This window comes from Spirillospora sp. CA-142024 (assembly GCF_050942325.1).
In the GTDB taxonomy this organism is placed as follows: Bacteria; Actinomycetota; Actinomycetes; order Streptosporangiales; family Streptosporangiaceae; genus Spirillospora.
The window spans coordinates 6066834-6092747 of record NZ_CP192077.1; the positions used below are offsets into that span (position 1 = coordinate 6066834).

Genomic DNA, 25914 nt, shown 5'->3' on the forward strand with positions numbered 1-25914 from the left:
CACTTTCCCGGTCGCAGGGGGTTTTCTTTACGCCCGGTATCGAAATCAGCAGGACGCCGCCGGGCACACAATCAAAGAGAATGACCACAGACTGATCGGGTTTCCCCGTCCCCTTTCACCCCGAGTCCCTTCCGGAACGCGAGAATGCCCCCGCGGTCCCGGAGCCAACGCCCTGTGTTCCGGCCAATACGGAGCGCCGCCGCTTTCCGCTCTCGGCCGGAGCCGCCCGCGTCCCGCGTACTACTCGGGAGTAGCGGGGTCACAGTCAACCAGCCGGTCACATGCCTCGCAATCCCCTCAAAAGCAGAACTTGACCCGACCCATTGCTAACAAGAGTGACAAAACTGCCGGTCGAGGTACCGCCACCAGGCCGGCCGGACGCTCGCCGGGTAACAAAGGTTGGCGACTGAATCCGGCCACTGCGATTACGCTCGGTGAACTGTCGCACCTCTACCTGGGCGGGTACTCGTGCACGACGACGGCGGCGGCGCGCACCGCCGGATGCCGCTGCAGCACCGCCTCGATCTCGCCCAGCTCCATCCGCACGCCCCCGATCTTGACCTGCCGGTCGACGCGTCCCAGGTACTGCAGGGTGGGCCGGTCCTCGCCGCCCGCGCCGGCCGGCAGCAGCCGCACCGCGTCGCCCGTCCGGTAGAGGCGCCCGGTCGGGGACGCGCCGAACGGGTCGCGGAAGAACGCCTCGCGGGTCCGCTCGTCGTCGCCGAGGTAGCCGCGTCCCACGACGACCCCGCCGACGAACAGCTCGCCGGTCTCGCCCACGTCGCAGGCCGCCCACGTGCCGTCCCCCTCCTCGCGGAGTACGTACAGGCGGGCGTTGACGATCGGGGTGCCGATCGGCAGGCGGAGAAGGCCCAGGTCAGCGGCGGTCACGGTGTGGTGGGTCACGTCGTCGGAGCACTCGGTCGGGCCGTAGGCGTTGAGGAGGCGGGCGTGCGGCACGGCCTCCAGCCAGCGGCGGGACAGCTCGGCCGGCAGCTCCTCGCCGGTGGCGATCATCCAGCGGAGGGTGCGGAGCGAGGCGGGGGTCAGGTCGTCCAGGAGGTGCCTGACCATGGTGGGGACCAGTTCGACGATCGTGATGCCCTGGGCGTCGACGGCGCGGGCGAACGCGACCGGGTCGTGGGCGGTCTCGTCGCCGATGACGTCCACCCGTCCGCCCAGCAGCAGCGGGCAGAGCATCTGCCAGATCGAGATGTCGAAGCCGAGCGGGGCGGTGAACGCGAGCACGTCGTCGCCGGTCAGCTCCAGGTCGATGATCTTCGCCCAGAGGTGGTTGAGCATGCCCCGGTGCTCGACGACCGCGCCCTTGGGACGGCCCGTCGAACCCGAGGTGAACAGGACGTACCGGGGCTGGTCGAGCCCGTTCAGGCGCGGCTCGCCCGGCCATTCGGGCAGGTCCCCGGACCGGGCGGCGTCGACGACGCGGCAGCCTGCCTCGGCGGCGCCCGCCGCCGGCGCGGGGTTGCCCGCATCGACCGTGACCAGCAGGGACGCCCCCGCCTGGCCGAGGACGTCGCGGACGCGGCCGGCGGGCCAGGTCTCGTCGGCGGGGACGTAGAGGGCACCGATCAGCTCGATCGCCAGGAACGCCGCGATCACGGACGCGCAGCGCCCGCCGCCGACGCCGACGACCGTGCCGGGCTCGACGCCCTCGTCCTCCAGCAGCGTGGCCAGGCGGCGGGCCTCGGCGGCCAGTTCCGCGTAGGAGAGCGAGCGGTGCTCGTCGGTCACGGCGGGACGGTCGCGTTCGGCGGCGAACCGCTCCACCCGCGTGATGACGGGGTCGGCGAGGTCGACGTCCCGCTCACGGAGCATCCCGTGCCGCGCGGCCAACTCGCGGGCCCGGCCGGTCTCGGCCGCGGACACCTTCAGGGCGGGCAGCCCGGCCCGGGTGAGCAGCCGGTCCACGGCGGGTCCGCGAGCACTCATCATTACTCTCCGTGATGTAGAACTTCTCGCTGTAACAGCAATACAAGCGGGGGCATAGCTTATGTCCGGCGTTCCCCAGAAGCATCTCGCATTCTGCCCTACCGGTCGGTAATCAGGGGGTTGCGGCGGGAAGATGGGCGAAGGTACCGTGATGCTCCGCCATGGCTCCGGTGTGCAGCCCGCGGCGAGCGTCGGGGGAAGATGAGGGAATTGCTTCTTCATTTCAGGGTGGCAGCGTGCCGATAGTGACCTCGCCGCAGGATTTCAATGTCGACGACCTTTACGTCGATCTCCGGCACGTCATCGAGCGTCCGCTCTACCTCAAATGCGAGGGCTTCAATTTCGCCGGTTCGGTGAAGCTCAAGGCGGCCGCCGCGATGGTCGAGGCGGCCGAACGGGAGGGCGTGCTCACCCCCGATTCGATCATCGTGGAGTCGTCCTCCGGCAACCTCGGCATCGCGCTCAGCCTGATCGCCGCGAGCCGCGGGCTGCGGTTCGTGTGCGTCACGGACCCGCGCTGCAATCCCGCGTCGATGCGGGTCATGCGGGCGCTCGGCGCGGAGGTCCGCGTCGTGTCCGACCGGGACGCCAACGGCGGCTACCTGGGGGGCCGCATCGCGTACGTCCGGAACCTGTGCGCGGCCGGCGGCGAGTACGTGTGGCTGAACCAGTACGCGAACCGGAACAACTGGCTCGCGCACTATCGCGGCACCGCGCCGGCGATCGACCGGGAGTTCCCTGACCTGGAGGTCCTCTTCGTCGGGGCCGGGACGACCGGGACCCTGATGGGCTGCGCCCGCTACTTCCGGGAGCATGGCCGCCCGGTCACGATCGTGGCGGTGGACGCGGTCGGCTCGGTCACCTTCGGCGGCATCCCCGAGCGGCGGATGGTGCCGGGACTCGGCACCAGCAGCAAGCCGGGGCTGGTGGACGAGTCGTTCATCGACGACGTGGTGCACGTCCCCGAGACCGACACGATCCGGGCCGTGCACGCGCTGGCGTCGCGCGGGTTCCTGTTCGGCGGCTCGACCGGCACCGTGGTGTCGGGCGCGTCCCGCTGGCTGGACGAGAAGTACCCCGGCGAGGACCCGGTCGCGGTGGCCATCGCCCCCGACTTCGGCGAACGCTACCTGGACTCGATCTACGAGAAGAACTGGGTGCGCGAACACTTCGGCGACCTCGCCGCCACCCTCGGCACCTGATCATCTGGAAATCACGGAGTTTCCCAATGACCCAGCCCCCGACGTTCGCCGTGATCTCCGGCGCCCAGGTCCACGACGCGGTCGCCGGACGGGAGGCGGAGGTCACCCGGACGGTCGAGGCGGCCTACCGGCTGCACGGCGAGGGGCTGACCGTCAACCCCGACTCCTACTTCCTGCGGTTCCCGGACCGGCCGTCCGACCGGATCATCGCGCTGCCCGCCTCGGTCAAGGGCGACGTCGGCGTGCACGGCATCAAGTGGATCTCCAGCTTCCCCGGCAACGTCGCGAACGGCATCCCGCGCGCCTCGGCGGTGCTGATCCTCAACGACGCGGAGACGGGCTACCCGTTCGCGTGCCTGGAGAGCTCGATCATCTCCGCCGCGCGCACCGCCGCGTCCGCCGCCCTGGCGGCCGCCGCCCTCGCCGACGCCCGCGGCCCCCGCCCGCGCCGCGTCGGGTTCGTCGGCGCCGGCCTCATCGCCCGCTACATCCACACGTACCTGGCGGGGAACGGCTTCGCGTTCGACGAGCTCGGCGTCCACGACCTCTCACGCGAGCACGCCGAGGGCTTCAAGGGATACCTGGAGCGGTCGGCGAAGGGCGACATCACGATCCACGAGTCGGCCGAGTCGCTGATCCGCTCGTCCGACCTGGTCGTCTTCGCCACCGTCGCCGGCGAGCCGCACGTGCCGGACCCCGGCTGGTTCGCGCACGCCCCGCTCGTCCTGCACGTGTCGCTGCGGGACCTCTCCCCCGAGGTCATCCTGTCGTCCTGCAACGTCGTGGACGATGTCGAGCACTGCATGAAGGCGAACACGTCCCCGCACCTGGCCGAGCAGCAGACCGGCAACCGCGACTTCGTCGACGGGACCCTGTACGACGTGCTCACCGGCAGGACGACGCCGCCCGCCGGCAAACCGGTCGTCTTCTCACCGTTCGGGCTAGGCGTCCTCGACCTGGCGGTGGCGAAGTACGTCTACGACCAGGTCTCGACGTCCGGCGCGCTGACCACTGTCCCCGACTTCTTCCACGAAATGAAACGCTACGGCTGACGGGACGTGGCGGCGAGGGAGCCGAGAAGAGCGAGGGCCTCGGCGCTCGGCGACGCCGGTTCCGCGTGGTAGACGACGAGCTCCTGGCCCGGGCTCGACCGGACGTCGAACGTCTGCATGGTCAGCGTCAGCGGCCCGACCTGCCGGTGGTCGAAGCGCTTGCTTTCGAGCGCCTTGCCGCGGGCGTCGTGCCGGGCCCACAGCCCGGCGAACTCGGGGCTCCGGTCGAGCAGTTCGGCGAGCACCCGCCGGACCCGGGGATCGTCGGGCGCCTCGCCGTGGCCGAGCCGGAACCCGGCGACGCTGTTGCGGGCGACCTCGTGCCAGTCGCGGTAGAACGTCCGCGCGGCCGGGTCCGTGAAGACGACGTGCATGAGGTTGCGGGAGTGTGCCCAGTCGTGGAAAAGCGCGTCGGCGATCGCGTTCGACGCGAGCACGTCGTAGGCGCGGTTGTAGACGATGGCGGGGTTGTCCGGCCACGCGGCCATGAGCTGCAGCAGGCTCGGGTCGACACGGTCGGTGACGGCGGCGGCGCGGGCGCGCGGGCTCAGCCCGGCCAGGCGGAACAGGTGCAGGCGCCCGTCCTCCGCCAGCCGCAGCGCGACGGCCAGTGCGTCGATGACCTGCGCTGACGGTGTCCGCTCCCGGCCCTGTTCGAGCCGGACGTAGTAGTCGACGCTCACCCCGGCGAGCATCGCGACCTCCTCACGGCGCAACCCGGGCACCCTGCGGAACCCGGTGGAGGGAAGGCCCACCTCGTCCGGGGTCACCCGGGCCCGCCGGGCGGAGAGGTAGGCACCGAGATCGGTGCGCGTCATGCCACCATGCTAGGTCGGCCGGCAGCGGCCTTCCTGGGTGCGGCACTCCCAGGAACGCCGCGGCCTGCCGCGCCGAGGGATGGCACGGGATCGGTATCGACGGCCGCGGGTGGGGGTTGCGGGTGCCGGAGCCTGATCGCCGTCGCCTGAAGGAGCGGCCGGTTCGTCGGTGTCCATGGAAGCTCACTCCGTCCGGTAGACCTTGAGGACATGCGCAGCAGCCTCAAGGTCATCGTGATGGGGATGCGGGGGGGTTCGTCGGCGGTTGCCAGCCGCCGGTGACCTCCTTGACGGGTTTGTGGGGGAAGCGGCGCTGGGCGTATTCCTGGGCATGTGAGCCTGGCAGGACGTACAGGGTTTCGGTCTTGTCCTGGAGCGGTCGCAGCACGGTGTCCATGAAGGTCTTGCGGTCGTCGAGGTAGGGGCCCAGGACGTCCTCGCCAGCGGGGCAGACGGCGAGGCAGTAGCCGGATTTGTAACCGGGGGGCGAGGTCATGCTCTGCCACATGGAGGCGTTCTCGGAGTCGGTGACCCGGGAGCGGTAGTCGGCGGCGTCCTGGCTGTCGGCCACGGTCTGCGCCCAGTCGGTGAACCCGCTCATGAACTCGCGGTAGTTGTGCGTTGTGCAGGCGAAGAAGTCGAACTCCCCGTCCTTGCCGATGGCGCCGACCGGGCAGGCGGCGACGCACAACTTGCAGTCGATGCACGGGTTGTAGTCGAGCGCGCGACCGTGGGCGTTCACCTCGGCGTCGACCAGCACGGTGGCAAGCAGCACGAAGCTGCCGAACTTGGGGTGGATGAGGTTGCGGTGCAGGCCCATCACTCCGAGCCCCGCGGCCACCGCGACGGTCTTGTGCGCCACGACCCAGATCCGCCCGGGGAAGCGGTCCATTTCTTGCGGAAAGCCGACCGAGGGATTCAGTGCGCGATAGCCGGCGTCCTGTAGTGCTTGGGTGACGGTGCGGGCGGTGTGATTGGCCTGCTCGTCGGTCTGGTGGAACTCCTGGTTGGCTACGCTGCGGGCCGGGGAGCGGCAGTTGTCGCGGTTCATTCGGAACACCATCGCGATCAGGGAGCGGGTGCCGGGCAACGCGGCCTGCACATGCTCGCGCTCGTCGGCGAGGTCGGCGTGGTCCAGGCTGACCGCGGCCGCGTCGTCGGCACCCGCCGCCAGACACAGTTCACGCAGCCAGGCCGAGTCGATCACTGCCGGCGGGGCCGCGGTCTCACCGGCCCTGCGCTGGGCGAGAACGGCCTGAACCGACGGGTGCGCGGCCAGCTTCGCCGGAAGCCTGCGATCGGCGGGCTGCGGTTCGGGCGGGGTCATGCGACCGCGTTGAGCAGGTCGGCCGGCACGTCGGGTCGTTCCAGTGAGATGAAGTGGCCGGCGTTGGGGATCTGGGTGAACTCGGCGTCGGGGAGCTGTCGCCGGTTGGCCTGCCGGTCTGAGGGTCGGGACCAGTCCTTGTCCCCGTAGATGAGGTGGACCGGTGCGGTGACCTGGGGGTAGCGGGCGCGGGCTTCGATGAGGCTGGAGAGGTTGCGGTAGACGGCGCGGGCGACGGTCGGGTAGCCCGAATGGTGGCCGACGCTGAGGAGTTCGTCCAGGTAGTCCTCGCGCAGTGCGGTCGGGTCGGCGAGGCCGCCGGTCAGGATGGCGCGCATGACGGGTTTGGGTTCCAGCCGGGCGAGCATCGGGCCGACGCCGGGTGCGATCACGCCTGTGATGATCAGTCGGGCCAGGAGGCCGGAGCGGGCGATTCCGCCGGCGTAGTCGTAGGGATTGACCGCCACGACACGGTGGACCCGGTCGGGGAGGTCGGCCGCTGCGGTGAGCGCGAGCACGGCGCCCATCGACTCTCCGAGCAGTGTCGCCTCGTGCAGGTCGAGGTGGGTAATGAGGCGTTTGACGGCGGCGCGCATGGCGGGCTCGTCGTAGGAGGCGCCGGGCACGATCTGTGAGTAGCCCATTCCAGGCAGGTCGAGCGCGTACACGGTGTATCGCTGCTGAACCAGCGGGATCAGGTGGCGGAAGTGCTCGGCCTGGGTGCGTACGGTGTGCAGCAGGACCAGTGGCGGGCCACTGCCACCGGTGAGGTAGCGCAGCCGGCCTTGCCCCTGATCACCCGATCCGGCCGGGTCGAGGAAGCGGCTACTGGTTCCGGGGATGATGATCGCGGATCCAGTGTTACTGATCATCGACATGCTGATCTCCTCGCAGCAAGGTCATGGCCCATGGGCGCTTGCCCATCGGGCACCGGGACGCCATCGGGGGGGATGTTCAGCCCTGGCCGGTCTCGGCCTGCGCGGACACCTCTGCCCATTCCTGCCAGGTGGCAAGCCGGCCGGCGTACAGCTGCGGGATCACCTGGAGAGCGAGGGAGCCGAAGAAGACCCGTAGCGGGGGGTCGTCGGCGTCGGCGATCTTCAGCAGCGCCGGGCCGACACCGTCCGGGCCGGGATTGGGGAGTGCGGCGAAGGCGGCGCCGGTCGCCTCCCGCACGCCGTCGTAGGCGGCCACCGGCTCCGACCAGGTGGAGGAGGCGGCGAAGTCGGTGCCGAAGGCGCCGGGCTCGACGACGGTGACCTTGATGCCGAAGTCGGCGACTTCCTGAGCCAGGGAATCGGCGAGCCCTTCCAGGGCGGCCTTGGAGGCGCTGTAGGCGCCGGTGGTGGGGAAGGCGGCGACACCGAGCAGGCTGGACAGCATGATGATGCGGCCGCTGCCCTGAGCACGCAGGTACGGCAGCGCCGCCTGGGTCACCCACAACGCGCCGAACACGTTCGTCTCGAACTGGGCACGGACGTCATGTTCGGTCAGCTCCTCCACCATGCCGAACAGGCCGAAGCCGGCGTTGTTGACCACCACGTCCAGGCGCCCGAAGTGCTCGTGAGCCAGCTTCACGGCCTCGGCCACGGCGGCCTTGTCGGTGACGTCCAAGGGCAGCGGCAGGACCTGCTCGCCATGGGCGGTGACCAGGTCGGCCAAAGAATCGGTGGTACGGGCGGTCGCCGCGACCTTGTCGCCGCGCGACAGCGCAGCCTGGGCGAACCGGCGGCCGAATCCGCGGGAGGAACCGGTGATGAACCAGACCTTGCTCACGACAGCACTCCAGAAAGCTGGTACGAAGTCAACATGAGCGACTGTAGCCCATTGTGGTACTGAGTTCCACATAGGTGCTGTGTACACTTGTGGCATGCCCTCGACGTCCAGGACTTCAGCCGCCCGCGCCGCCGCCCGCCCCGCCCAGCCGTCGCTGCGCGAGCGGACCCGAGCCGCGATGCGGGCCGAGGTCAGCGAGGTCGCGTTCCGGCTGTTCGCCGAGCAGGGCTACGACAACACCACCGTCGAACAGATCGCCGCCGAGGCCGGCCTGTCGCGCACCACCTTCTTCCGCTACTTCGGCACCAAGGAAGAGGTCGTACTGGGCAGGCTGGGTGAGGTCGGCCACCAGATCGCCACCGCGCTCGCCGCCCGCCCCGCACACGAGCGGCCCTGGGACTCACTGCGCCGCGCCTTCGACGTGATCACCCAGACCGATCCCGACGAGCCCGAGCAGGCCCTGAACCTGATACGGCTGCTCAACGACGCCTGCGCCCTGATGACCCACCAGTGGCAGAAGACACAAGGCTGGCAGAGCATCCTGGTACCAGAGATCTCCCGCCGGCTCGACGACGACCCGGCCGGCGACCTTCGCGCCAGCGCACTGGCGGCCTCAGCGATCGCCTGCCTCAACGCCGCCCTCGACACCTGGACCGCCAGCGACGGGACCACCCCGCTGTCCGCCCTCCTCGACCAGGCGATGAGCACACTGAGCGAACTGAGCGCATAGCCCAGCACCAAGGGTCATCGTGGGGGTGCAGAGGACTTCTGGCTTCTGTGTTGAACAGGCCTTAGACGAAGTCGGAGGTGTCCAGTTCGAACCCGAACGGCTCGGGCAGTGCCAGCCCTTTCCCGAAGGACGCCTGATCGGTGCGCGCGTAGTCCTTGCCATCCGGCTGACTGAACAGCACCACTCGTTGCTCGTCCCGATCCACCAGCAAGTAGAGCGGGATCTCCGCACGCGCGTACCCGTACCGCTTGGCCTCTCGGTCAGGTCCCGGTCTCGAGGACGTCACCTCGACGACCATGGCGATGCCGTCCGGCTCCGACCACGAATCGTCGTTGTCGTAAACGTCCAGATCGAGGGGCGCGAACGTACCATCCGGGATCACGTAGTACGGGAGGCCGCCGTCGCCGGGCAGGACCAAGCCCATGTTGCCGGAGAAGTCGAATGCGGTCGAACTGTGCAGAGTGACCTGGCGGTTGATCCTGGCTATGTTCCGCTCGTGCCTGCTACCGGGGGGTGGTGACACGACGATCTCTCCGTCGATCAGTTCGGCTCGGAGACCCTCTGGGGTGTCGAGGGCGAGGAACTTGTCCAGAAGACCGTTGTCTCCCTGCGTCGGAGCCTCATCAACCATGACAGCCATGCTCTGCTCCCTTCCTCGCGAACGAGCCTAAAGCAGAGCGTCACCCTTCGCATGCAGATAGTAGTAGCAGGGCTTTGCATACCCAGCGTACGGGTCCAATCTCACCCCAGAAAGGCCGGCCCGTCCGGCGCGGCCCGGGCCCGCCGGGCGGAAGCGGGCTTCCTGGGTGCGGCACTCCCAGGAACCCCGCGGCCTGCCGCCTTTCCGCCGCCCCGGCCAGTGTGGTGGCCATGGCAGCGAATCAACCGAAGGTCGTCCTCGTCACCGGGGCCAGCAGCGGGATCGGCGAAGCCGTCGCCGCCCGGCTCGTCCAGGAGGGGCACCGCGTAGTCGCGGGGGCGCGGCGGATCGATCGCCTGGCGGCGCTCGCCAGCCGGTGCGGTGCCGGGCTCGACCCGGTGCGGCTGGACGTGACCGACCGGGCGGACGTCGAGGCGTTCGTCAAAGACGCCCAAGACCGGCACGGTCGAATCGACGTCCTGATCGGCAACGCCGGTGTCATGCCGCTCTCGCGGCTGGACTCCCTGCTCGTGTACGAATGGGACCGCATGATCGACGTCAACGTCCGCGGGCTGCTGCACGGGATCGCCGCGGCGCTGCCCGTCTTCACTGCCCAGGGCGGCGGGCACTTCGTCACGATCGCGAGCATCGGCGCGCACCAGGTCGTCCCGACCGGAGCCGTCTACTCCGGCACCAAGTACGCCGCGTGGGCGATCACCGAGGGTCTGCGCCAGGAGTGCGATCCGTCGATCCGCGTCACGACCGTCTCGCCCGGCGTGGTCACGTCCGAACTCGCCGACACCATCACCGACCCGGGAGCCGCCGAGGCCATGCGCGCCTACAGGGCGAACGCGATCGCCCCGGACGCCATCGCCCAGGCCGTCTCCTACACCCTTTCCCAGCCGGACGACGTCGACGTCAACGAGATCGTCGTCCGTCCGGCCCGCCAACGCTGAAGGAACAGCTCATGCAGAACATCCCTCCCACCTGGGACCTCACAGGCCGGGTCGCCGTCGTCACCGGCGCCGCCCGCGGCATCGGCCGCGCCACGGCCCTCCTGCTCCGCGACCGCGGCGCACGCCTGGTCGTCACCGACCGCTCAGAAGCCGTCGAGGAACTCGCCAAGGCCGATGGTGTGGAGGCCCTCGTCGGGGACGTCGCCGACGAAGATCTCGCCCGCTCGACGATGCGGCTGGCCCTCGACCGCTTCGGACGGCTCGACATCCTGGTCAACAACGCGGGCCGCACGCTCAACAAGCCGGTCACCGAGACCACCGTCGAGGACTTCGAGGGCATCCTGCGGGTCAACGCGCGCGGCAACTTCGTCCAGGCCCGGGAGGCGTTCCGGGTGATGGAGGCGGGTGACGGCGGCGCGATCGTGTCCGTCGCGTCGGTCTCCTCGGTCGTCGCGTTCGAGACGCAGACGGCTTATGCCGCGTCCAAGGGCGCCCTTGCCCAGATGACGCGCGTGCTCGCCATCGAGGGCGGCCCGAAGGGCATCCGCTCCAACGCCGTGCTCCCGGGCGTCATCGACACCGACATCATGGAGGGCGTCGTGGACAACGGCCGCGAGATGCTCGCCTCGTTCGGCCCCGCCCACCCCATCGGCCGGATCGGACGTCCCGAAGAGGTCGCCGAGACCATCGCCTTCTTGGTGTCGGACGCGTCCAGCTTCGTCACGGGGGCGCTCATCGCCGTGGACGGTGGCTGGACCGCCCAGTGATCAGAGGCCGATGTTGGCCTTGGCGCCCATGTACGAGCCCGCGCCGGGAAACCCCGTGCGGGCCAGCTCCGCGAACCGCTCCGCGAAGCCGAGACCCGGCAGGTCGGCGAGCCTGACGAACTTCACGGCGCGGATCGGCCTGGTGTCCAGGCCGGCGGCGATGTCGCCGACGGTGCCGCCGATGCGGCGGGCCTCGAAGGTGATGTGCAGGACGTGGGCTCCGCCTGGCGGCAGGTGATCGCAGACGTAGAGCAGCCGCCCGGTCTCGACGTCCAGGCCGGTCTCCTCGCGCATCTCGCGGACCAGCGCCTCGGCCAGGGGTTCGCCCTCCTCGACCGTCCCGCCGGGGAGCGACCACGACCGCCCGGCGCCGGTGTCCTGGTCGAGCAGCAGAATACGCCCGCCCTCGATGACGACGCCGGTGACCCGAACCTTCACCCCCGCAACCTACTGGCCGCGCGGGGTGAGGCGGATCACCGGGTACTCGCGGTCGGACCTGCTCTGGTACTTGGCGATGCGGGGCTGCGCTTCGGCGATGCGCTGCCAGGCCTGCTCGCGGTCGGCGCCGTCGAGGCTGTGCGGCGTCACCGGCACGGCGTCGCGGCCGGGCAGTTCGATCGCCGCCTGGTCGGGGTGCGCCATCAGGTTGACGTACCAGTCCGGGTTCTGGCTCCCGCCGCCTGAGGCGACGACTAGCCGGGCGTCCTCACCGTCGGCGAACCACGCCACCGGCGTTTCGCGCGGCTGCCCGCTCCGGCTGCCGACCGTGTTCAGGATCAGCACGTCCATGCCCATGAACGTGCCGCGCCCGCGCCGGATCTTGCGGTTCGTTCGGGCGTTCATGCGGTGCTGCATCCATCGTGAGAACGCACCGGGGGTACGGCTCTTGCGCTCTTCGCGACCACTTGCCTGCTTCTGCGTCATGTCCGCCTCCACCGTGGTGTCCATGGACATGACGCTATGAGCGGCTCGGTCATGGGCGCTTCTCGATTCCTGACCGGTCCGACTCCCCTACGGCGACCAGCACAGATGCGTGGGGACGCCCTCGGTCAGGAAGCTCTCCTCGAACGGCGCCCACTGGCCGGGATGGTCGATGAGATGGGCCCGGCGGCCCACCGGTTCACCCTGCCCTTCGGGTAGCTCGGGTCGGCTGGAGCCCGGTGTGAGCCCGGCCCGCTCCGCGACCGCGAGCATGGCCTCGGCGGTGCAGGGCTCGGTCGGCTTGATGTCGAAGGCGTCCGGGTCGAGGTGCCGCAACAGCTTCTCGACGACGTTCCGGTCCACCGCTCGCCGGCGGGCGGACCGGATGACTCCCTCGAATGCGTCCAGGGCAAGCCCGCTGTCGTCCTGCCAGGCGATGAAGGAGTCTTCGACCTGGTCGTCGCGTCCCGTCTGGCCGCCCCCGCCGTCCACCAGGCCGTCCGGATAATCGGTGCGGCCCCAGGCCGCGCCGTCCCACCATTGAAGTGCTCTCCCGCGTGGACGCGGGAGATTCCCTCCTACCTTGCGGTGGTGGGCTTGACGCGGCCGGCGCGCCTGACGACTGCCCTCCCGGCAGCCGGGACGAGCGCGTGGCCCGTCCGGTACAGGTGCAAGATGTTGCGGGCGGCGTTCAGGTCGGCGTTGCCTTCCCAGCCGCAATCGGTGTTCTTGCACACGAACGTGGCCTGGTCTTCCCGGCTGCCGGGTGTGGTGTGGCCACACGCGTGGCAGGCAAGGGACGTTCCCGGAGCGGGGACCTTATACAGTCGGCTGCCGTGCTGGGCGGTCTTGTAGGCCAGCATCGTGACCGTGCGGCCCCATGCCTGCTGGCTGATGGAGCGGTTCAGTCCGGACTTGGCCGCGACGTTCTTCCCCGGCTCCTGCACAGTCCCCCGGGCGGACTTGACCATGTTGGCGATGTTCAACTCCTCCACCACGATCACGCCGTACGTGCCGGCCAGAGTCGTGGTGGTCTTGTGCTGCCAGTCGGTCGCTCTGCGCTTGGCTGTCGCGCGAAGGCTTGCGATCTGGTCGTAGGTCCGCTTCAGCCGGTTGGAGGTCTTCTCCCCTGGCTTGCGGCGGCTTTTGCGGTGCGCGGCCCGGCGTTCCAGGCGCAGCAGTTTAGCCTTCTCTTCGGTGTTCAGCCATGTGTCCCGGTCGGCGGTGCCGTCCGGGAGCCGGGCAGGGCGGCCATGGTCGGCGTGGTTGCCGTCGGATAGGGCGAGCGGGATGTTCACCCCGGCGTCGATGCCTACCTGCGGGCCGGTGTGCGGCGCGGGTGCGGTGTGGAGGGTCTGGATGCGGAAGGCGATATGCCAGCCGAGCGCGTCCTTGACCAGCCGGGCCCCGGTGATCCGGTTGTCGGTGCCGGCGTGGCGGCCGACCGGCAGGCCCTTGGTCCAGCGGAACCGGATCCGCCCGAGTTTGGGGATGTTGACCATCCCCCAGCGGCGGTGCACGCGCTTAACGTGCAGGTCACGCCCCTGGGGGATGTCCACGCTCATCAACGTGCGGAACCGGGCCTTGAAGTTCGGTTCGTCCGCGCGGCCCTCCCAGCAGTTGATCCACGCCCGGTAATAGGTCTTCAACACCGCCTGGGCGGCCTGCGCGGGAAGCACGGCGAGCCAGTCGATGTCCCTTCGGGCTTGGCGGATCGCCGCATCCGCGGCTGCCAGCGACCGCTTGCACCTGGGGGTCATCGTCCAGTAGTCGTGCAGCAGGTTCCACATGGTCCGCGCGGCGTGTGCCTGGGCGTCGAGCACCGCGACCTGGTCATGTGACAACGCGAGCCGGGCTCGGTGCCCGAACTGTCGCTTGACCACACCACCACCGACCACGAACAGTAACATTAACATTGCTCTACGACATCCCGCAGGATGGCGAACCTTGACAGACGCACCGGTCGCCATCGCCGGTGACCCACCGGGCCGCACGGGGCCGCACCCTGAACAAGCCGATCATCGAGGACTTCGACGGCATTCTGCAGGTCAACGCACAGGGCAACTCTGTCCAGGCCCAGGTTCCGGGCCATGGAGGTCGGTGGCGGCGGCGCGAACGTCTCGATCGCCTCCGTCTCCTCGGTCGCGTTGAGGCGCAGACGGCCTATGCCGCGTCCAGGGGCACCCTGGTCTAGATGACGCGGCGCTGCGCGCCGCCGGAGTCAAGGATGGCCTTCACCTCCGCCCTGGCCTGTCGAGGCTTCCCTCCCTGATCTGCCGCACAAGCTCGCTGAACCCTTCCCCGCTCACAGCCAGCCGGTCACCATCCGGGTCCTTGGAATCCCTCACAGCTATGCCATGGGCTAGGTGGGCGACCTCGACGCACATCTCGTCGTTAGAGCTACCGCTGTACGAACTCTTACGCCAATCGATCATCATGAAACGCCTCCATGAGCCGCTTGATCAGGGCACGGGATTCGCTCTCGGACGAGGCTTTTGCCCCGATCAACTCGAAATCTACGGCCATCTCCCGCACCTCGGCAGCGTCCTGGACCAGCCGGCCACCGCGGAAGGCGCCGACGTAGGCGACGTCTCGGCGCTCTAGGCTCATGATCTGGAACGGCCCGTTCAGCCCGAAGTGCCATCCGGCTGATCGGGCGATGACCCGGATACTCACGTTCGAGCGCTCTCCCAACTCCAGCAGCCGCCGAAGCTGGGCCTTCATGACGGAAGGACCCCCGGTAGGACGGTCCAGTGCGTCCTGGTCGAGGAGAACCATGATCAGAGGGTGACCCTCCCCACTAATGATCAACTCCTGCCGCGCCATGCGGCTCAGCAGGGCCTTTTCGATGTCGGCGACGCGAGCCATCGCCAGGACGGCACGGGCGTAGTCCTTCGTCTGCAGAGGGACGGGAATCGTCTGACCCTGGTAGATGCGAAGAATCCTGGCCTTTGCCTCATACTCGGCACTCTGGCGAAACCAGTCAGGGTTGTGCAGCGAACGGGCGAAGTACAGGAGTCGCTGGAAGTGCCCTCCGGTCTCCCACGTCCCGTCGAGGGCCTTCGCCTGGTCCATATCGATACATGTTCGCCCCGCTTCCAGGTTCGCAACATGAGACCGAACGCAATTGATGATCTTGCCGACCTGGGTACCGGTGAGCCCCCGCCGCTGACGGTAAAACCGCAGGTCATAGGCCAACCAGGCGTAGAGGGAGGACGTGGGGTCGATTTCATCGGCGGCGCTCATCGACATCTCCCCGGGGTTTGAGATGTTTTTGAATACACCGTCTCTCTACTTAATAGGCGTGACCCTGGAGGGAAGAATCATGGATCTCTCCGGGAAGGGCGAATGGCCGATGATCACAACGCCCGACTGCCTGCTGCTCCCTATGTTGGCGTCGAACGCGGCACCGGGTCTGGCGCGCACGCTCACCAGAACTCGTCTGCATAATTGGGGCTGTATGCACATTTCGGACGATGCATTCTTGGTCGCCTCGGAATTGATCACTAACGCCGTGGCGGCCACGCCCGGCGGGGAGATCCGTTACCAGTGCAGCCGCGACTCCGCCGGCGTCCTCATCGCGGTGTGGGATGCCAGCCCGGCCCTCCCTCGTCCGCGCCCGGTGATCGACATGACGCTCGACACCCTGGACGTCTCCGAGGAGCACTGGGACGACAACGGCGGCCGTGGCCTCCCGATCGTCGCGGCCCTGGCCGCCGAGTGCGGGCACACCCCCGACCCGTCCGGCGGCAAATGGGCCTGGGCCCACCTCAAGCCTTGAACACGCGTCCGGGCTCTACCGGCCGATCCACCCGCGGCCGATCCCGCCTGCGGTTCGCGGTGCGCTCTGGACGGTCCACTACGAAGCGCACCCATAGACGCCATTACAAAGGAAAAGGGGAAACCATGACCACCAAGCGCGCCCACTGCGTCGCCGCCGTCCTCGTCGCTGCCTTCGTCGGCGGCATCGCCGGCGGCTCCTTCGGGGCCTCCGTGGTCGCTACCGGCGTCGGCGCCCTTGGCGCCGTGCTCGGCGCTGTCGTTGTCATCTACGGCCGGTACCTCGGCCGCGCCGCCGACGGCGTCCGCAACATCGGCAAACGCTTCGGCTTCGTCGGTGGCGTCGGCATATGCGCCGTCGGCTCCGTCGGCTACATCGCCTTCATCTTCGGCTACGACATCGCCCTCACGGCGATGCCTCTCGCCGGTTTCTACAGCACCGTCGTCGCCGGCATCGCCGTCGGCCTCATCCGCAAGGGCGTCGTCGGCGACTGATTCGCTGACTCGCCTGCAAGGGTCCGGCACAGCCGGACCCTTGCCCCTTTCCCCGCCACTTACGGTGCCGCCGCGGCGGGAGCGGTGTCGTGGTCAGAGGCCTTGGCGGGGCCGAGGTTCGCCGAGGTGGAGGGCGCGGTGGTGCGGGTTCGGTGCTGTTCGAGCCGGTGTGAGATGACGGCGAGCACGAGAGCGGCGGCGGCCAGGACGGCACCGACGGCCTTGGGCGCGGTGTAGCCGAGGCCCGCGGAGATCACCAGGCCGCCCAGCCAGGCGGACAGGGCGTTGCCCAGGTTGAAGGCGCCGATGTTGGCCGCGGAGGCGAGCGTCGGCGCGCCGTGGGCGTGGTCCAGAACGCGCTTCTGTAGCGGCGGGACGGTGGCGAAGCCGAGAAGGCCGATGAGGAAGACGGCGACGACGGACGCGGCCTTGCCCGAGGCCAGGAACGTGAACAGCAGCAGGACCAGCGCCAAGCCGCCCAGGGCGGTGTAGAGCATCGGCATGAGCTTGCGGTCCGCGAAACGGCCGCCGATGAGGTTTCCGGCCACCATGCCCAGTCCGAAGACCACCAGCAGCCAGGTGACGGCGGATTCGGCGAAGCCACTGACCTCGGTCATCATCGGCGCGATGTAGGTGATCGCGGCGAACACCCCTCCGAAGCCGAGGACCGTCATGGCCATGGCCAGGACGACCTGGGTGTTCTTGAAGGCGGCGACCTCGTGCCGCAGCCGTACTCCTTCCGGCTTGGGCACGTCCGGTACCAGCTTGGCGACGCCGGCCAGGCCGAGCACGCCGAGGGCGGCGACGATCAGGAAGGTCACGCGCCAGCCGGCGGTCTGGCCCACGAACGTGCCCAGGGGCACGCCGATGACATTGGCCACGGTCAGGCCGGTGAACATCATGGAGATGGCGCCGGCCTTCTTCTCCGGCGCGACGAGTTCGGCGGCGACGACGGAGCCGATGCCGAAGAAGGCGCCGTGGGCCAGCGATGCGACCACCCGGCCGATCAGCATGACGGCGAAGACCGGAGCGACGGCGGAGATGAGGTTGCCGATGATGAACAGGCCCATGAGCAGCATGAGCATGTTCTTGCGGGAGATCCTGGTGCCGAGGACGGTCATGACCGGTGCGCCGATCATGACGCCGAGGGCGTAGCCGGTGACGAGGAAGCCGGCCGTCGGCACGGACACGCCGAGGTCCGTGCCGACCTGGGGCAGCAGCCCCATGATCACGAATTCCGTGGTGCCGATTCCGAAGGCCCCGATGGCCAGTGCCAGCAGTGCGAGCGGCATGTTGAGCAGTCCCTTTGACGTTGCGACTGAGGTTGCGCGAGCGTTCTACAAGCGTAGACAATAATTGCACACGCGGGCTAATGGCAAGCGCGGGTATAGTGAGGTCCGTGACACGGCGGTAGGCGCTCTGCGGGCGCGTCCGCTCGCACGGCCCGACCGAGGGAGCTGCTCATGACCGCGACCGACCCGGCGATGACCGCGCTGGCGCACAGCTGGTCGGCGCTCTCGCTGCTGCACGGACGCATCGAGAGCAGAGTCGAACGTGCGCTCCAGGCCGGACACCGGTTGAGCGCACGCGAGTACTCGCTGCTGGACGTGCTGAGCCGCCAGCACGACGGCGAGGGCGGACACCTGCAGATGCGCCAGGTCGCCGACTCCGTCGTCCTCAGCCAGAGCGCCACCACGCGTCTGGTGACCCGACTGGAAGACCGCGGGCTGCTCTCCCGCTACCTGTGCCCCACCGACCGCCGCGGCATCTACACCGACGTCACCGAGGCCGGCCTGCGCCTGCTGGAGGAGGCCCGCCCCACCCACAACACGGCTCTGCGCGAAGCCCTCGACCAGGCGGCCGCCGACCCCACGCTCGCGCCCCTGGTCCATGCCGTTCTGCAATTGCAGGACGATATCCAGCCGGCATGACCTGCAGACGTCTCCGCAGAAGCGGCCATCTCACTCGCCCGGCTCCGCGAGGACCTACAAGGGGACGTCGATGGTGCGATCAAGGCTTACTACAGGGCATTGCGCCTAGGCGAGGCCCGTGCCCTGGACCTGCCATTGTCGGAGGCGCGAGAGCCGGCAGCAGGCCTCCGGGTCAGATTTCGAGGATGACCTTGCCGGGGATGCCGTTCTGTTTCGCCTGGAACGCCTCGCGCGTCTGGGCCAGGGGGTAGACGGCGCCGACGTGGTTCCGAAGGCCGCCCGACTCGGCTCGCTTCGCCAGTTCGGTGAGCTGTTCCCGGTCGGGCTCGACGATGAAGAAGACGGCGCGTCCCTCGTCCGGTTCGACCGGGGGCGGCGCGGTGATCGAGACGAGCGCGCCGCCCGGCTTGATCTTGCCCGCCGACCGGGCGAGGAGGTCGCCGCCGATCGTGTCGAAGATCAGGTCGACCGGCTCGACGGCGTCCTCGAAGCGCTGCCGTTCCAGGTCGACGAACGTGTGCGCGCCCATCTCGATCGCGAGGTCCGCGGCCCGGGCCCGTCCTGTGGCGATGACGTGCGCTCCCGCCTGCCGTGCCAGCTGGACGGCCAGCGCCCCGGTCCCACCGCCACCGCCATGGACGACGACTGTCTGCCCCGATTCCAGCCCGCCGTGCACGAAGAGGGCCTGCCAGCACGTCAGCCCGGCCAGCGGCAGCGCGGCGGCCTCGGTGTAGGTCAGGGACGAGGGCATCAGGGCGAGGTTGCGCGCTTCCACAGCGACGTACTCGGCGGCCGCACCGTCTCGGTGCCAGTCGGTCAGGCCGAAGACGCGGTCGCCCACGGTCAGGCCGGCGGTGCCGTACCTGACCTCGGTGACCACTCCTGCGACGTCATGGGCGGGGATCGACGGCGTCCGGTCCCGCCCCGCCCGGTCGGCCCACGTGCCGGGCCAGTCCAGCTCGTCCGGGACGAACCCGGCCGCGTGCACGCGCACCACGACATCGCCGGTGGCCCCGCTCGGCATCGGCGCGTCCTCGAAGACCAGCCCGTCGCTACCGCCGCGCTTGTGGATTCGTACAGCTCTCATCGTGCTCTGCTCCTCTGCAGTGACTCCTTCCCAAGGAGACAATGATCCCCGGCCCACTGTGACAGGCGGCTGAAGCCACGCTCAGGCGAAGCCGGACGTGTCCAGCTCGATCTCGAACGGCTCCGGCAGCGGCAGCGTCTTCCCGATCTGCACCTGATCGATGTGCCCGTAGTCCTTGCCGTCCGGCCCGCTGAAGAGGACTACCCTCTCCTCGCCGCGGTCGACCAGCAGGTAGAGCGGAATACCAGCCCGCGCGTACCCGTACCGCTTACTTCCCCGGTCGGTCTTCGGCCTGGTGGACGTCACTTCGACCACCATGGCGATGCCATCGGAGGCGACACGCATCCATTCGGGAGCTCCTCGGAAGAGGCGCAGCTCAGCGGGGGCGATGACCATGTCCGGAATCACGCGGCTCTCCTGGCGCTCATCGTCGCCCGGGATGATCAATCCCTTCTGACCTGCCCAGTGAAACCGCCGAGGGGAGTTTCGGACGATCTGCAAGGAGATCTCGGCGATCCAGTCCTCATGATCGCCAAGGGGGGGTGGGGTCACGACGATCTCTCCGTCGATCAGTTCGGCTCGGAAGCCCTCCGGGGTGTCGAGGGCGAGGAAACCTTCCAGGAGAACGTCGGCGTCCCCGTGTGACAGAGGCTCATGAACCATCACAGTCATGCTCTGCTCCTTTCCTCGCGGACGAGTCTATGAGCAGAGCGCCACCTTTCGCATACAGATCGTAGTTGCCGAGCCTTGCGCTCCCAGCGTACGGCCCTGTGTCTCACGCGAGGCAGATAGAACCAGCCCGAGTGGGCACGGTTTGTCTATGGATGAGCGAGATGGCAGGCGCGGGGACGTTCAGGAGCTCAGCGACTTCGAGCTGGTCGTGTACGAGACCGTGGCGGAGATCGACAAGGAGCGCGGGGCGGCCGACTTCGAGACGATCGGCGCGCTCGTCGAGGCGCCCGAGGAGGATCTGTGGGCCGCGCTCGGGCACCTCGTCTCGATCAACCACCTGCATTCGACCAGCAAGGGATACGTGCTCGGGCCGCACGACTGGGCGCCCTGATCGTCCCGGTGGACGGGAACCCCTTAAAGCGGACATCGGGTGCGTGGCACGATGACCCGGTAAAACGTGGGACTCGTGTGGGAGGCCGCCCGATGAAACTCGTCGTCACCGAGGAACAGCGGGAGCTGCGGGACGCACTTCGGCGGTTCTTCGCCGACCGGTCCCCCGCGGCCGAGGTGCGGCGGCTGATGGAGACGGCCGAGGGCCACGATCCCGGAGTCTGGGCGCAGATGGCCGGGCAGCTGGGGCTGCAGGGCCTCGCGATCGCCGAGGAGCACGGGGGAGCCGGGTTCGGGGTGCGGGAGCTGGCCGTCGTGTTCGAGGAGATGGGACGGGCCGTCGTGTGCGCGCCGTTCCTCGCGACGATCACGGCCGCGGCGGCCTTGGAGGCCGGTGAGGGCGGGCACGACCTGCTGCCCGGCATCGCGGACGGGTCGGTGATCGCGACGCTGGCGGTGGCCGAGGACGGCGGTTCCTGGGACGTCGACGACGTGGCGGCGACGTTCGACGGCGGGCTGCTGCGGGGGACGAAGAACTACGTCCTGGACGGGCACGTCGCCGACGTGATCCTCGTGGCTGCCCGGAGCGGGGACGGGGTCGGGGTCTATGCCGTCGAGGACACGGCGGAGCTCGCCAAGAGCGTCCTGCCGACGCTCGACCAGACGCGGAGGCTGGCGCGGATCGAGTTCGACGGCGTCCCGGCGCGGAAGGTGGGCGGCCGGGGCGCGCTCGGGCGGGCGCTCGACGTCGCGGCCGTCGCCCTGGCGGCCGAGGAGCTCGGCGGGGCGCAGAAGACCCTCGACATGACCGTCGAGTACGTGAAGGTGCGGCACCAGTTCGGGCGTCCGATCGGGTCGTTCCAGGCGATCAAGCACCGGTGCGCCGACATGTTCGTGCTGGTGGAGTCGGCGCGGTCGGCGGTGCTGAACGCGGCGGGGGCCGCGGACGAGAGCCCGGAGGAGCTGCCGGCCGCCGCCGCGCTGGCGAAGGCGTACTGCTCGGACGCCTACTTCCACACGGCCGGTGAGGCCATCCAGCTGCACGGCGGCATCGGGTTCACCTGGGAGCACGACGCGCACCTGTACTTCAAGCGGGCGCAGGGGTCGCGGCAGCTGTTCGGGGCGCCGGACCGCCACCGGGAGCGCGTCGCCGCGCTCGCCGGGCTCACGGGTGCAGCCGCAGCCCTTTGAGGACCTTGTCCACGCCGTTCCTCGGGCCGTGGACGGCGAACCCCACGAGGGGCATCTCCTCGGCGGTGACCGCGCGGACGGTCTCGCGGTTGGCCTCGTCGTGGCCGGTCTTGAACATGTCCTCGATGTAGACGGCGAGGTCCATCTCGCGGGCGAGGGCACGGCCGTGCGCCTTGAGGATCGTCTCGGTGCCGGCCTCGTAGACGAGGACGGGCTGCCGGAACATCGCCAGGTAGGTGTTGCCGGACGCATCCTCGTACGGCTCGCCGATGACGCCGGGCACGCCGCCCGCGACGGCACTGGCGAGGAACGCGGTGACGTTGAGCCGCTGCCAGGCGGCCAGGTCGTCCCGCACCACGATCCCGATCTTGGTGTCGAAGCGCATGCCCGCCAGCCTGCCCGGGCGGGGGCGCGCCGTCTTGAACGCTCGTGCGCCAGACTGGTCATGTGGACTGGAGCAGGTACTGGCGGTCGCCCGACCGTCCGCTGGAGGCGATGCACGCTCACTTCGAGCGGCACGTCTACCACCGGCACAGCCACGAGACGTACTCGTTCGGCGTCACCGAGGACGGCTACCAGGCGTTCCGGTGCCGGGGCGACGCCCATACGAGCGCGGCCGGGATGGTCATCGCGTTCAACCCCGACGATCCGCACGACGGCCACGCCGCCGACGAGCTCGGCTTCACCTACCGGATCGTGCACATCGGCCCAGACCTGGTCGCCGACGTCCTTGCCGACATCGCCGGCGCCCCGGCCGGCCTGCCCCTGTTCGGCTCCCCCGTCGTGACCGACCCGGTCCTGGCGAGGAACCTGCGCGGCCTGCACGCGGCGCTGCTCGGCGGCGCGCCCGCGCTGCGGCGGGACGAGCTGCTCGCGGCGACCGTCGGGGCCATGGTCGACCGGGCCGCGACGCGGCGGCTGCGCACCTCGTCGTCCAGCGGCTTCGTCGAGCGGGCCCGGCGGCGGCTTGAGGGCGCGTACCTGGACGACATCGGCGCCGACGAGCTGGCCCAGGCGGCGGGGTGCAGCCGGTTCGCGCTGTACCGGGCGTTCCGGCGGGCGTACGGGATGGCGCCGAGCGACTACCAGCGGCAGCTCCGCCTCCGCGCCGCGCGCCGGCTGCTCGCCCGGGGCGACGAGATCGGGGACGTGGCGGCCCGCACCGGTTTCGCCGACCAGAGCCACCTGACGCGCTGGTTCGTCCGCTGCTACGGCATGACGCCGGGCAGGTTCCAGAGCGCCGTTTGAGGAAGAATGCCCGCCATGAGAAGGGCGAGCGGGGCGATGTTCGGGCTGGCGTACGGGGACTCCCTGGGGGCGCCGACCGAGTTCCTCACCATGAAGCAGATCCACAGGCGTTTCGGCGACCACGGGCCCACGCAGCTGAACGGCGACCCGGCGCTCGTCACCGACGACACCCAGATGGCGATAGCGGTCGGTCTCGCCCTCCTGGACGCCCTGGAGAACCCTCCGTTCACCCCCGACCTGATCACGCCCATGTGGAGGCGGCGCTTCGTCGACTGGCTGAACAGTCCCGACAACAACCGCGCGCCCGGCAACACGTGCCTGCGGGCGTGCGGGAACCTCGAAGCCGGGATGCCCTGGGTGGACGCCACCGTGGCGGGTTCCAAGGGCTGCGGCGCCAACATGCGCGTCGCGCCGGTCGGACTCGTGCCCGGCATGTCGGACGAGACGCGGGCGGGCGCGTCGCAACTCCAGGCCGCCCTCACCCACGGTCACCCGACCGGGCTGGCGGCGAGCGAGCTGACCGCGTTCGCCGTCCGGTGGCTGGCCGACGGGATGGACCCGTCCGACCTGCCGGAAGCACTCCGCGCCCGCTGCCACGACCAGCGCGGGACGTACCACGAGCGGTGGCTCGGCACCCTGTGGCAGCAGCCCGGCATGGACGCGCCGGAGACGTTCGTCGCCCGGGGCTGGGACGAGTGCCTCGCCGTCCTCGACCGCCTGGACGAGGCCGTGGCGCGCGGCGACCGCGCGTCCGACCCCTGCGAGATCACCGGCGCGGGCTGGGTCGCCGAGGAGGCGCTCGCCTCCGGGCTGCTCTGCTTCCTGCTGTTCCCCGAGGAGCCCGTCGAGGCGATCTGGCGCGGCGCGGCCAGCTCCGGCGACTCGGACTCGATCGCCTGCCTGGCCGGCGCGTTCGCGGGCGCGCACCTCGGCATGGACGCCTGGCCGCGCGAGTGGTCCGCCCGCATCGAGTACGCCGCCGACCTCGCCAGGATCGGCGGAGCCTGGGACCGGCCGGAGGTCAGTGCAGCACCGTCCGGAAGGTGACCGAGACCCTGCGTCCCCGAGGGACGCGGCCGTCCGCGCCCGGGTCGGTCTTGCGGGCCGCGATGCCGTGCCGCCAGGTGAACCGGGACGGACCGGTCATCACGCAGAGTCCGCGCTGCTCCAGGCGGACGGGCACGCGCGTCCCGCCGTCAGGCTCGGTGAACTCCATGACGCACGCCGACAGCAGGCTGACGGAGGCGACGACCGGCCCGAAACAGGGCACGCAGTCGACGTGCGGGGCGATGCCCTGGCCGGGCTCGTACTCGTTGACGATGACCTGGTCCGGGACGGCGTCGAAATGCTCCTCGTCCGCGAGCCGCCGGGCGAGGTCCCGCGCCCAGGGCGGGAGGGGCGCGACCGGCTCGTCTTTGTGGAGGCCCCGGCGTCCGTAGTCGTACCGGTGCCCGTAGTGCTGGACGCGGCGGCGCAGTTCCTCCGACCAGCCGGCGGCGTCGATGCGTCCGGCCAGGTCGCGTTCCTCGCCTGGCGTCAGCCAGCCGGGCAGGTACCTCAACCCTGGGGGAAGCATGTCGATAAAATATTCGATTGCAAATGTCATCCGCAGCCGAACGCGCGACGGGCTTGACGGCGACCGGACCGCAAAGCTAATCTCATTAGCCATAGGGCTACAGAAATTCTAGGAGTGCGTCATGAGCGAGACCCGGTTCCTCGACCTTCCCGGCGGGCGGCTGGCGTACGACGACAGCGGGGACGGGCCGCTGGTCGTCTGCCTGCCTTCGATGCTCGACCTGCGGTCGCAGTACCGGTTCCTCCGCCCGCTGCTGCTCAAGGCCGGCTACCGGGTCGTGACCGTCGACCAGCGCGGAATGGGCGAGACCAGCGCGCGGTGGCCAGAGTACGGGAGCACACCGCTCGCCCATGACCTGCTGGCGCTGCTGCGGCACCTGGACGCCGGCCCCGCCCTCGTCTACGGGTGCTCGAACGGCGCGGCCGCGGCGGTGTGGGTGGCGGCAGAGGCGCCGGAACTGGTCAAGGGGCTCGTGCTGGCGGCCCCGTTCGTCCGGGACGGCAAGGCCGGGTTCGCCCAGAAGCTGACCATCGCGCTCATGCGGATCCCCGGGCTGGCGCTGCCGCTCTACATGTCGTACTACCCGAAGTGGGAGCCGAAGCCTCCGGCCGACTTCGCCGAGCACAAGGCGAAGCTGAAGGCCGGCTTCAAGGAGCCGGGCCGCAGCAAGGTCATCGTCGACTACCTGAGCATGTCGCACGCCGAGGCCGAGGCGCGGCTCGACCGGGTGCAGGCGCCCACCCTCGTCATCATGGGGACGGGCGACATCGACTGGGACGACCCCGCCGCCGAGGCCGAGTGGGTCGCGGGCAAGCTGAACGGCCAGGTCGTCCTCCTGGACGGCGCCGGGCACCACCCGCACGTGGAGTTCCCCGAGAAGATCGCCGAGGCCGTCGAGACCTTCCAGCGGTCCCTCTAGGACGCGGACCAGCCCGTCCAGGCTTCGATCGTTATCGCGATGACCGGGCCCTCCGGCGCGCGGTCGCGGTACTGGGCGTACCGGTCCGTCAGGAGCCGGACGGGTTCGGCCATCTGCGCCCGGTCCTCGACGATGTGAGCGTGGCCGTCCACGCGGACCCACCAGAGGCGGTCCCAGTCGTCCTCGTAGTGGTCGGCCAGGAGCGTGACGCGGGGATTGGCGCGGATGTTGGCCAGCCGCCGCAGATCGCGGGTGCTCTTGGGCTTGTGGTCGACGGCCGTGTAGACGGAGCCGCGGTGGACGGCGAACGTCACGGGGACGAGATGCGGCCGCGCGTCCTCCCCCACGGTCGCCAGTCGCACGACGGGAACGGTCGTCAGCAGCCGGCGCGCCTCGTCCGGCGAAAGCTTCGGCACATCCCTCAGCCTGCCACGCCGCTCCCCCGCGCGGGGTAGGGAGATCGCCCCTCGGCGGGAGGCCCCGCCG

31 protein-coding genes are annotated in these 25914 nt (G+C 69.7%); 13 read left to right on the top strand and 18 right to left on the bottom strand.

Annotated elements, in window-relative coordinates; genetic code table 11:
* Positions 1-450: 450 nt before the first annotated feature.
* Positions 451-1950, bottom strand: coding sequence for an amino acid adenylation domain-containing protein (locus ACQPZP_RS28825; protein WP_433472862.1), 1500 nt, complete (start codon positions 1948-1950; stop codon positions 451-453).
* Positions 1951-2186: 236 nt separating this feature from the next.
* Here ACQPZP_RS28825 and sbnA point away from each other — a divergent pair, with 236 nt between their 5' ends.
* Positions 2187-3152 (top strand): 2,3-diaminopropionate biosynthesis protein SbnA, encoded by a 966-nt coding sequence (gene sbnA / locus ACQPZP_RS28830; protein ID WP_433472863.1) that lies wholly within the window; start codon positions 2187-2189, stop codon positions 3150-3152.
* A 26-nt stretch (positions 3153-3178) separates the two neighbouring features.
* Entirely contained in the window at positions 3179-4204 is a 1026-nt protein-coding gene (gene sbnB / locus ACQPZP_RS28835; RefSeq protein WP_433472864.1) for a 2,3-diaminopropionate biosynthesis protein SbnB, read from the top strand.
* Here the strand turns inward: sbnB and ACQPZP_RS28840 are convergent.
* The 4 genes from ACQPZP_RS28840 to ACQPZP_RS28855 form a co-directional block, all read right to left on the bottom strand.
* Positions 4195-5022, bottom strand: a complete 828-nt coding sequence (locus tag ACQPZP_RS28840; RefSeq protein WP_433472865.1) for a helix-turn-helix domain-containing protein — start codon at positions 5020-5022, stop codon at positions 4195-4197. The two genes, sbnB and ACQPZP_RS28840, sit on opposite strands and share 10 nt — an antisense overlap.
* Before the next feature lie 229 nt (positions 5023-5251).
* Complete coding sequence (locus ACQPZP_RS28845; RefSeq protein ID WP_433472866.1) at positions 5252-6349, bottom strand: 4Fe-4S binding protein; 1098 nt, start codon at positions 6347-6349, stop codon at positions 5252-5254.
* A complete protein-coding gene (locus tag ACQPZP_RS28850; protein ID WP_433472867.1) occupies positions 6346-7227 on the bottom strand; it encodes an alpha/beta fold hydrolase in 882 nt (293 codons plus the stop codon). Before ACQPZP_RS28850 ends, ACQPZP_RS28845 begins: the two co-directional genes overlap by 4 nt.
* A gap of 76 nt (positions 7228-7303) precedes the next feature.
* Positions 7304-8125, bottom strand: coding sequence for an SDR family NAD(P)-dependent oxidoreductase (locus ACQPZP_RS28855; protein ID WP_433472868.1), 822 nt, complete (start codon positions 8123-8125; stop codon positions 7304-7306).
* Between the two features lie 94 nt (positions 8126-8219).
* On the opposite strand from ACQPZP_RS28855, the gene ACQPZP_RS28860 reads away from it, so the two are divergent.
* On the top strand, positions 8220-8855 hold the full coding sequence (locus ACQPZP_RS28860; protein ID WP_433472869.1) for a TetR family transcriptional regulator: 636 nt from the start codon (positions 8220-8222) through the stop codon (positions 8853-8855).
* A 61-nt stretch (positions 8856-8916) separates the two neighbouring features.
* On the opposite strand, the gene ACQPZP_RS28865 is transcribed toward ACQPZP_RS28860, so the two are convergent.
* The gene (locus ACQPZP_RS28865) at positions 8917-9495 is read right to left on the bottom strand and encodes a Uma2 family endonuclease (RefSeq protein ID WP_433472870.1); all 579 of its coding nucleotides are present in this window, start codon (positions 9493-9495) and stop codon (positions 8917-8919) included.
* A gap of 230 nt (positions 9496-9725) precedes the next feature.
* On the opposite strand from ACQPZP_RS28865, the gene ACQPZP_RS28870 reads away from it, so the two are divergent.
* Both ACQPZP_RS28870 and ACQPZP_RS28875 read left to right on the top strand, forming a co-directional pair.
* Entirely contained in the window at positions 9726-10451 is a 726-nt protein-coding gene (locus ACQPZP_RS28870) for an SDR family oxidoreductase (RefSeq protein ID WP_433472871.1), read from the top strand.
* An 11-nt stretch (positions 10452-10462) separates the two neighbouring features.
* Positions 10463-11218 (top strand): SDR family NAD(P)-dependent oxidoreductase, encoded by a 756-nt coding sequence (locus tag ACQPZP_RS28875; RefSeq protein ID WP_433472872.1) that lies wholly within the window; start codon positions 10463-10465, stop codon positions 11216-11218.
* Here the strand turns inward: ACQPZP_RS28875 and ACQPZP_RS28880 are convergent, their stop codons facing one another.
* The 6 genes from ACQPZP_RS28880 to ACQPZP_RS28905 all read right to left on the bottom strand — a co-directional run bounded on the left by ACQPZP_RS28880 (position 11219) and on the right by ACQPZP_RS28905 (position 15385).
* Positions 11219-11656 (bottom strand): NUDIX domain-containing protein, encoded by a 438-nt coding sequence (locus tag ACQPZP_RS28880; RefSeq protein WP_433472873.1) that lies wholly within the window; start codon positions 11654-11656, stop codon positions 11219-11221. It abuts the gene before it with no gap.
* Between the two features lie 9 nt (positions 11657-11665).
* Positions 11666-12166, bottom strand: a complete 501-nt coding sequence (locus ACQPZP_RS28885) for a nitroreductase family deazaflavin-dependent oxidoreductase (protein WP_433472874.1) — start codon at positions 12164-12166, stop codon at positions 11666-11668.
* A gap of 63 nt (positions 12167-12229) precedes the next feature.
* Complete coding sequence (locus tag ACQPZP_RS28890) at positions 12230-12631, bottom strand: hypothetical protein (protein WP_433472875.1); 402 nt, start codon at positions 12629-12631, stop codon at positions 12230-12232.
* An 86-nt stretch (positions 12632-12717) separates the two neighbouring features.
* Positions 12718-14049, bottom strand: a complete 1332-nt coding sequence (locus tag ACQPZP_RS28895; protein WP_433472876.1) for an RNA-guided endonuclease InsQ/TnpB family protein — start codon at positions 14047-14049, stop codon at positions 12718-12720.
* A gap of 324 nt (positions 14050-14373) precedes the next feature.
* Complete coding sequence (locus ACQPZP_RS28900) at positions 14374-14577, bottom strand: DUF397 domain-containing protein (protein WP_433472877.1); 204 nt, start codon at positions 14575-14577, stop codon at positions 14374-14376.
* On the bottom strand, positions 14558-15385 hold the full coding sequence (locus ACQPZP_RS28905; protein WP_433472878.1) for a helix-turn-helix domain-containing protein: 828 nt from the start codon (positions 15383-15385) through the stop codon (positions 14558-14560). The genes ACQPZP_RS28900 and ACQPZP_RS28905 overlap by 20 nt, the downstream gene beginning before the upstream one ends.
* A 214-nt stretch (positions 15386-15599) precedes the next feature.
* Here ACQPZP_RS28905 and ACQPZP_RS28910 point away from each other — a divergent pair, with 214 nt between their 5' ends.
* On the top strand, positions 15600-15920 hold the full coding sequence (locus ACQPZP_RS28910) for an ATP-binding protein (protein ID WP_433479688.1): 321 nt from the start codon (positions 15600-15602) through the stop codon (positions 15918-15920).
* 125 nt (positions 15921-16045) lie between these two features.
* Complete coding sequence (locus tag ACQPZP_RS28915; protein ID WP_433472879.1) at positions 16046-16414, top strand: hypothetical protein; 369 nt, start codon at positions 16046-16048, stop codon at positions 16412-16414.
* A gap of 59 nt (positions 16415-16473) precedes the next feature.
* On the opposite strand, the gene ACQPZP_RS28920 is transcribed toward ACQPZP_RS28915, so the two are convergent.
* On the bottom strand, positions 16474-17706 hold the full coding sequence (locus ACQPZP_RS28920) for an MFS transporter (protein ID WP_433472880.1): 1233 nt from the start codon (positions 17704-17706) through the stop codon (positions 16474-16476).
* A gap of 171 nt (positions 17707-17877) precedes the next feature.
* On the opposite strand from ACQPZP_RS28920, the gene ACQPZP_RS28925 reads away from it, so the two are divergent.
* On the top strand, positions 17878-18345 hold the full coding sequence (locus ACQPZP_RS28925; RefSeq protein ID WP_433472881.1) for a MarR family winged helix-turn-helix transcriptional regulator: 468 nt from the start codon (positions 17878-17880) through the stop codon (positions 18343-18345).
* A gap of 172 nt (positions 18346-18517) precedes the next feature.
* Here the strand turns inward: ACQPZP_RS28925 and ACQPZP_RS28930 are convergent, their stop codons facing one another.
* Together ACQPZP_RS28930 and ACQPZP_RS28935 are read right to left on the bottom strand one after the other, a co-directional pair.
* Positions 18518-19432, bottom strand: a complete 915-nt coding sequence (locus ACQPZP_RS28930) for an NADP-dependent oxidoreductase (protein WP_433472882.1) — start codon at positions 19430-19432, stop codon at positions 18518-18520.
* Positions 19433-19513: 81 nt separating this feature from the next.
* Complete coding sequence (locus ACQPZP_RS28935; protein ID WP_433472883.1) at positions 19514-20104, bottom strand: Uma2 family endonuclease; 591 nt, start codon at positions 20102-20104, stop codon at positions 19514-19516.
* Between the two features lie 148 nt (positions 20105-20252).
* Here ACQPZP_RS28935 and ACQPZP_RS28940 point away from each other — a divergent pair, with 148 nt between their 5' ends.
* Together ACQPZP_RS28940 and ACQPZP_RS28945 are read left to right on the top strand one after the other, a co-directional pair.
* Entirely contained in the window at positions 20253-20495 is a 243-nt protein-coding gene (locus ACQPZP_RS28940) for a hypothetical protein (protein WP_433472884.1), read from the top strand.
* A 92-nt stretch (positions 20496-20587) separates the two neighbouring features.
* A complete protein-coding gene (locus tag ACQPZP_RS28945; RefSeq protein ID WP_433472885.1) occupies positions 20588-21685 on the top strand; it encodes an acyl-CoA dehydrogenase family protein in 1098 nt (365 codons plus the stop codon).
* Here ACQPZP_RS28945 and ACQPZP_RS28950 read toward each other — a convergent pair.
* Positions 21660-22070, bottom strand: coding sequence for a DUF2000 family protein (locus tag ACQPZP_RS28950; RefSeq protein ID WP_433472886.1), 411 nt, complete (start codon positions 22068-22070; stop codon positions 21660-21662). The genes ACQPZP_RS28945 and ACQPZP_RS28950 overlap by 26 nt on opposite strands.
* A 62-nt stretch (positions 22071-22132) precedes the next feature.
* On the opposite strand from ACQPZP_RS28950, the gene ACQPZP_RS28955 reads away from it, so the two are divergent.
* Both ACQPZP_RS28955 and ACQPZP_RS28960 read left to right on the top strand, forming a co-directional pair.
* Complete coding sequence (locus tag ACQPZP_RS28955) at positions 22133-22933, top strand: AraC family transcriptional regulator (RefSeq protein WP_433472887.1); 801 nt, start codon at positions 22133-22135, stop codon at positions 22931-22933.
* 15 nt (positions 22934-22948) lie between these two features.
* Positions 22949-23980 carry an ADP-ribosylglycohydrolase family protein gene (locus tag ACQPZP_RS28960; RefSeq protein ID WP_433472888.1) on the top strand — a complete coding sequence of 344 codons (1032 nt, stop codon included), beginning with the start codon at positions 22949-22951 and terminating at the stop codon, positions 23978-23980.
* Here ACQPZP_RS28960 and ACQPZP_RS28965 read toward each other — a convergent pair.
* On the bottom strand, positions 23955-24509 hold the full coding sequence (locus ACQPZP_RS28965; RefSeq protein WP_433472889.1) for an alpha-ketoglutarate-dependent dioxygenase AlkB: 555 nt from the start codon (positions 24507-24509) through the stop codon (positions 23955-23957). The two genes, ACQPZP_RS28960 and ACQPZP_RS28965, sit on opposite strands and share 26 nt — an antisense overlap.
* Before the next feature lie 121 nt (positions 24510-24630).
* Between ACQPZP_RS28965 and ACQPZP_RS28970 the strand changes: the two genes are divergently transcribed.
* Complete coding sequence (locus ACQPZP_RS28970) at positions 24631-25428, top strand: alpha/beta fold hydrolase (RefSeq protein ID WP_433472890.1); 798 nt, start codon at positions 24631-24633, stop codon at positions 25426-25428.
* Here the strand turns inward: ACQPZP_RS28970 and ACQPZP_RS28975 are convergent.
* Positions 25425-25844 carry a TIGR03668 family PPOX class F420-dependent oxidoreductase gene (locus ACQPZP_RS28975; RefSeq protein WP_433472891.1) on the bottom strand — a complete coding sequence of 140 codons (420 nt, stop codon included), beginning with the start codon at positions 25842-25844 and terminating at the stop codon, positions 25425-25427. The genes ACQPZP_RS28970 and ACQPZP_RS28975 overlap by 4 nt on opposite strands.
* Positions 25845-25914: the final 70 nt, after the last annotated feature.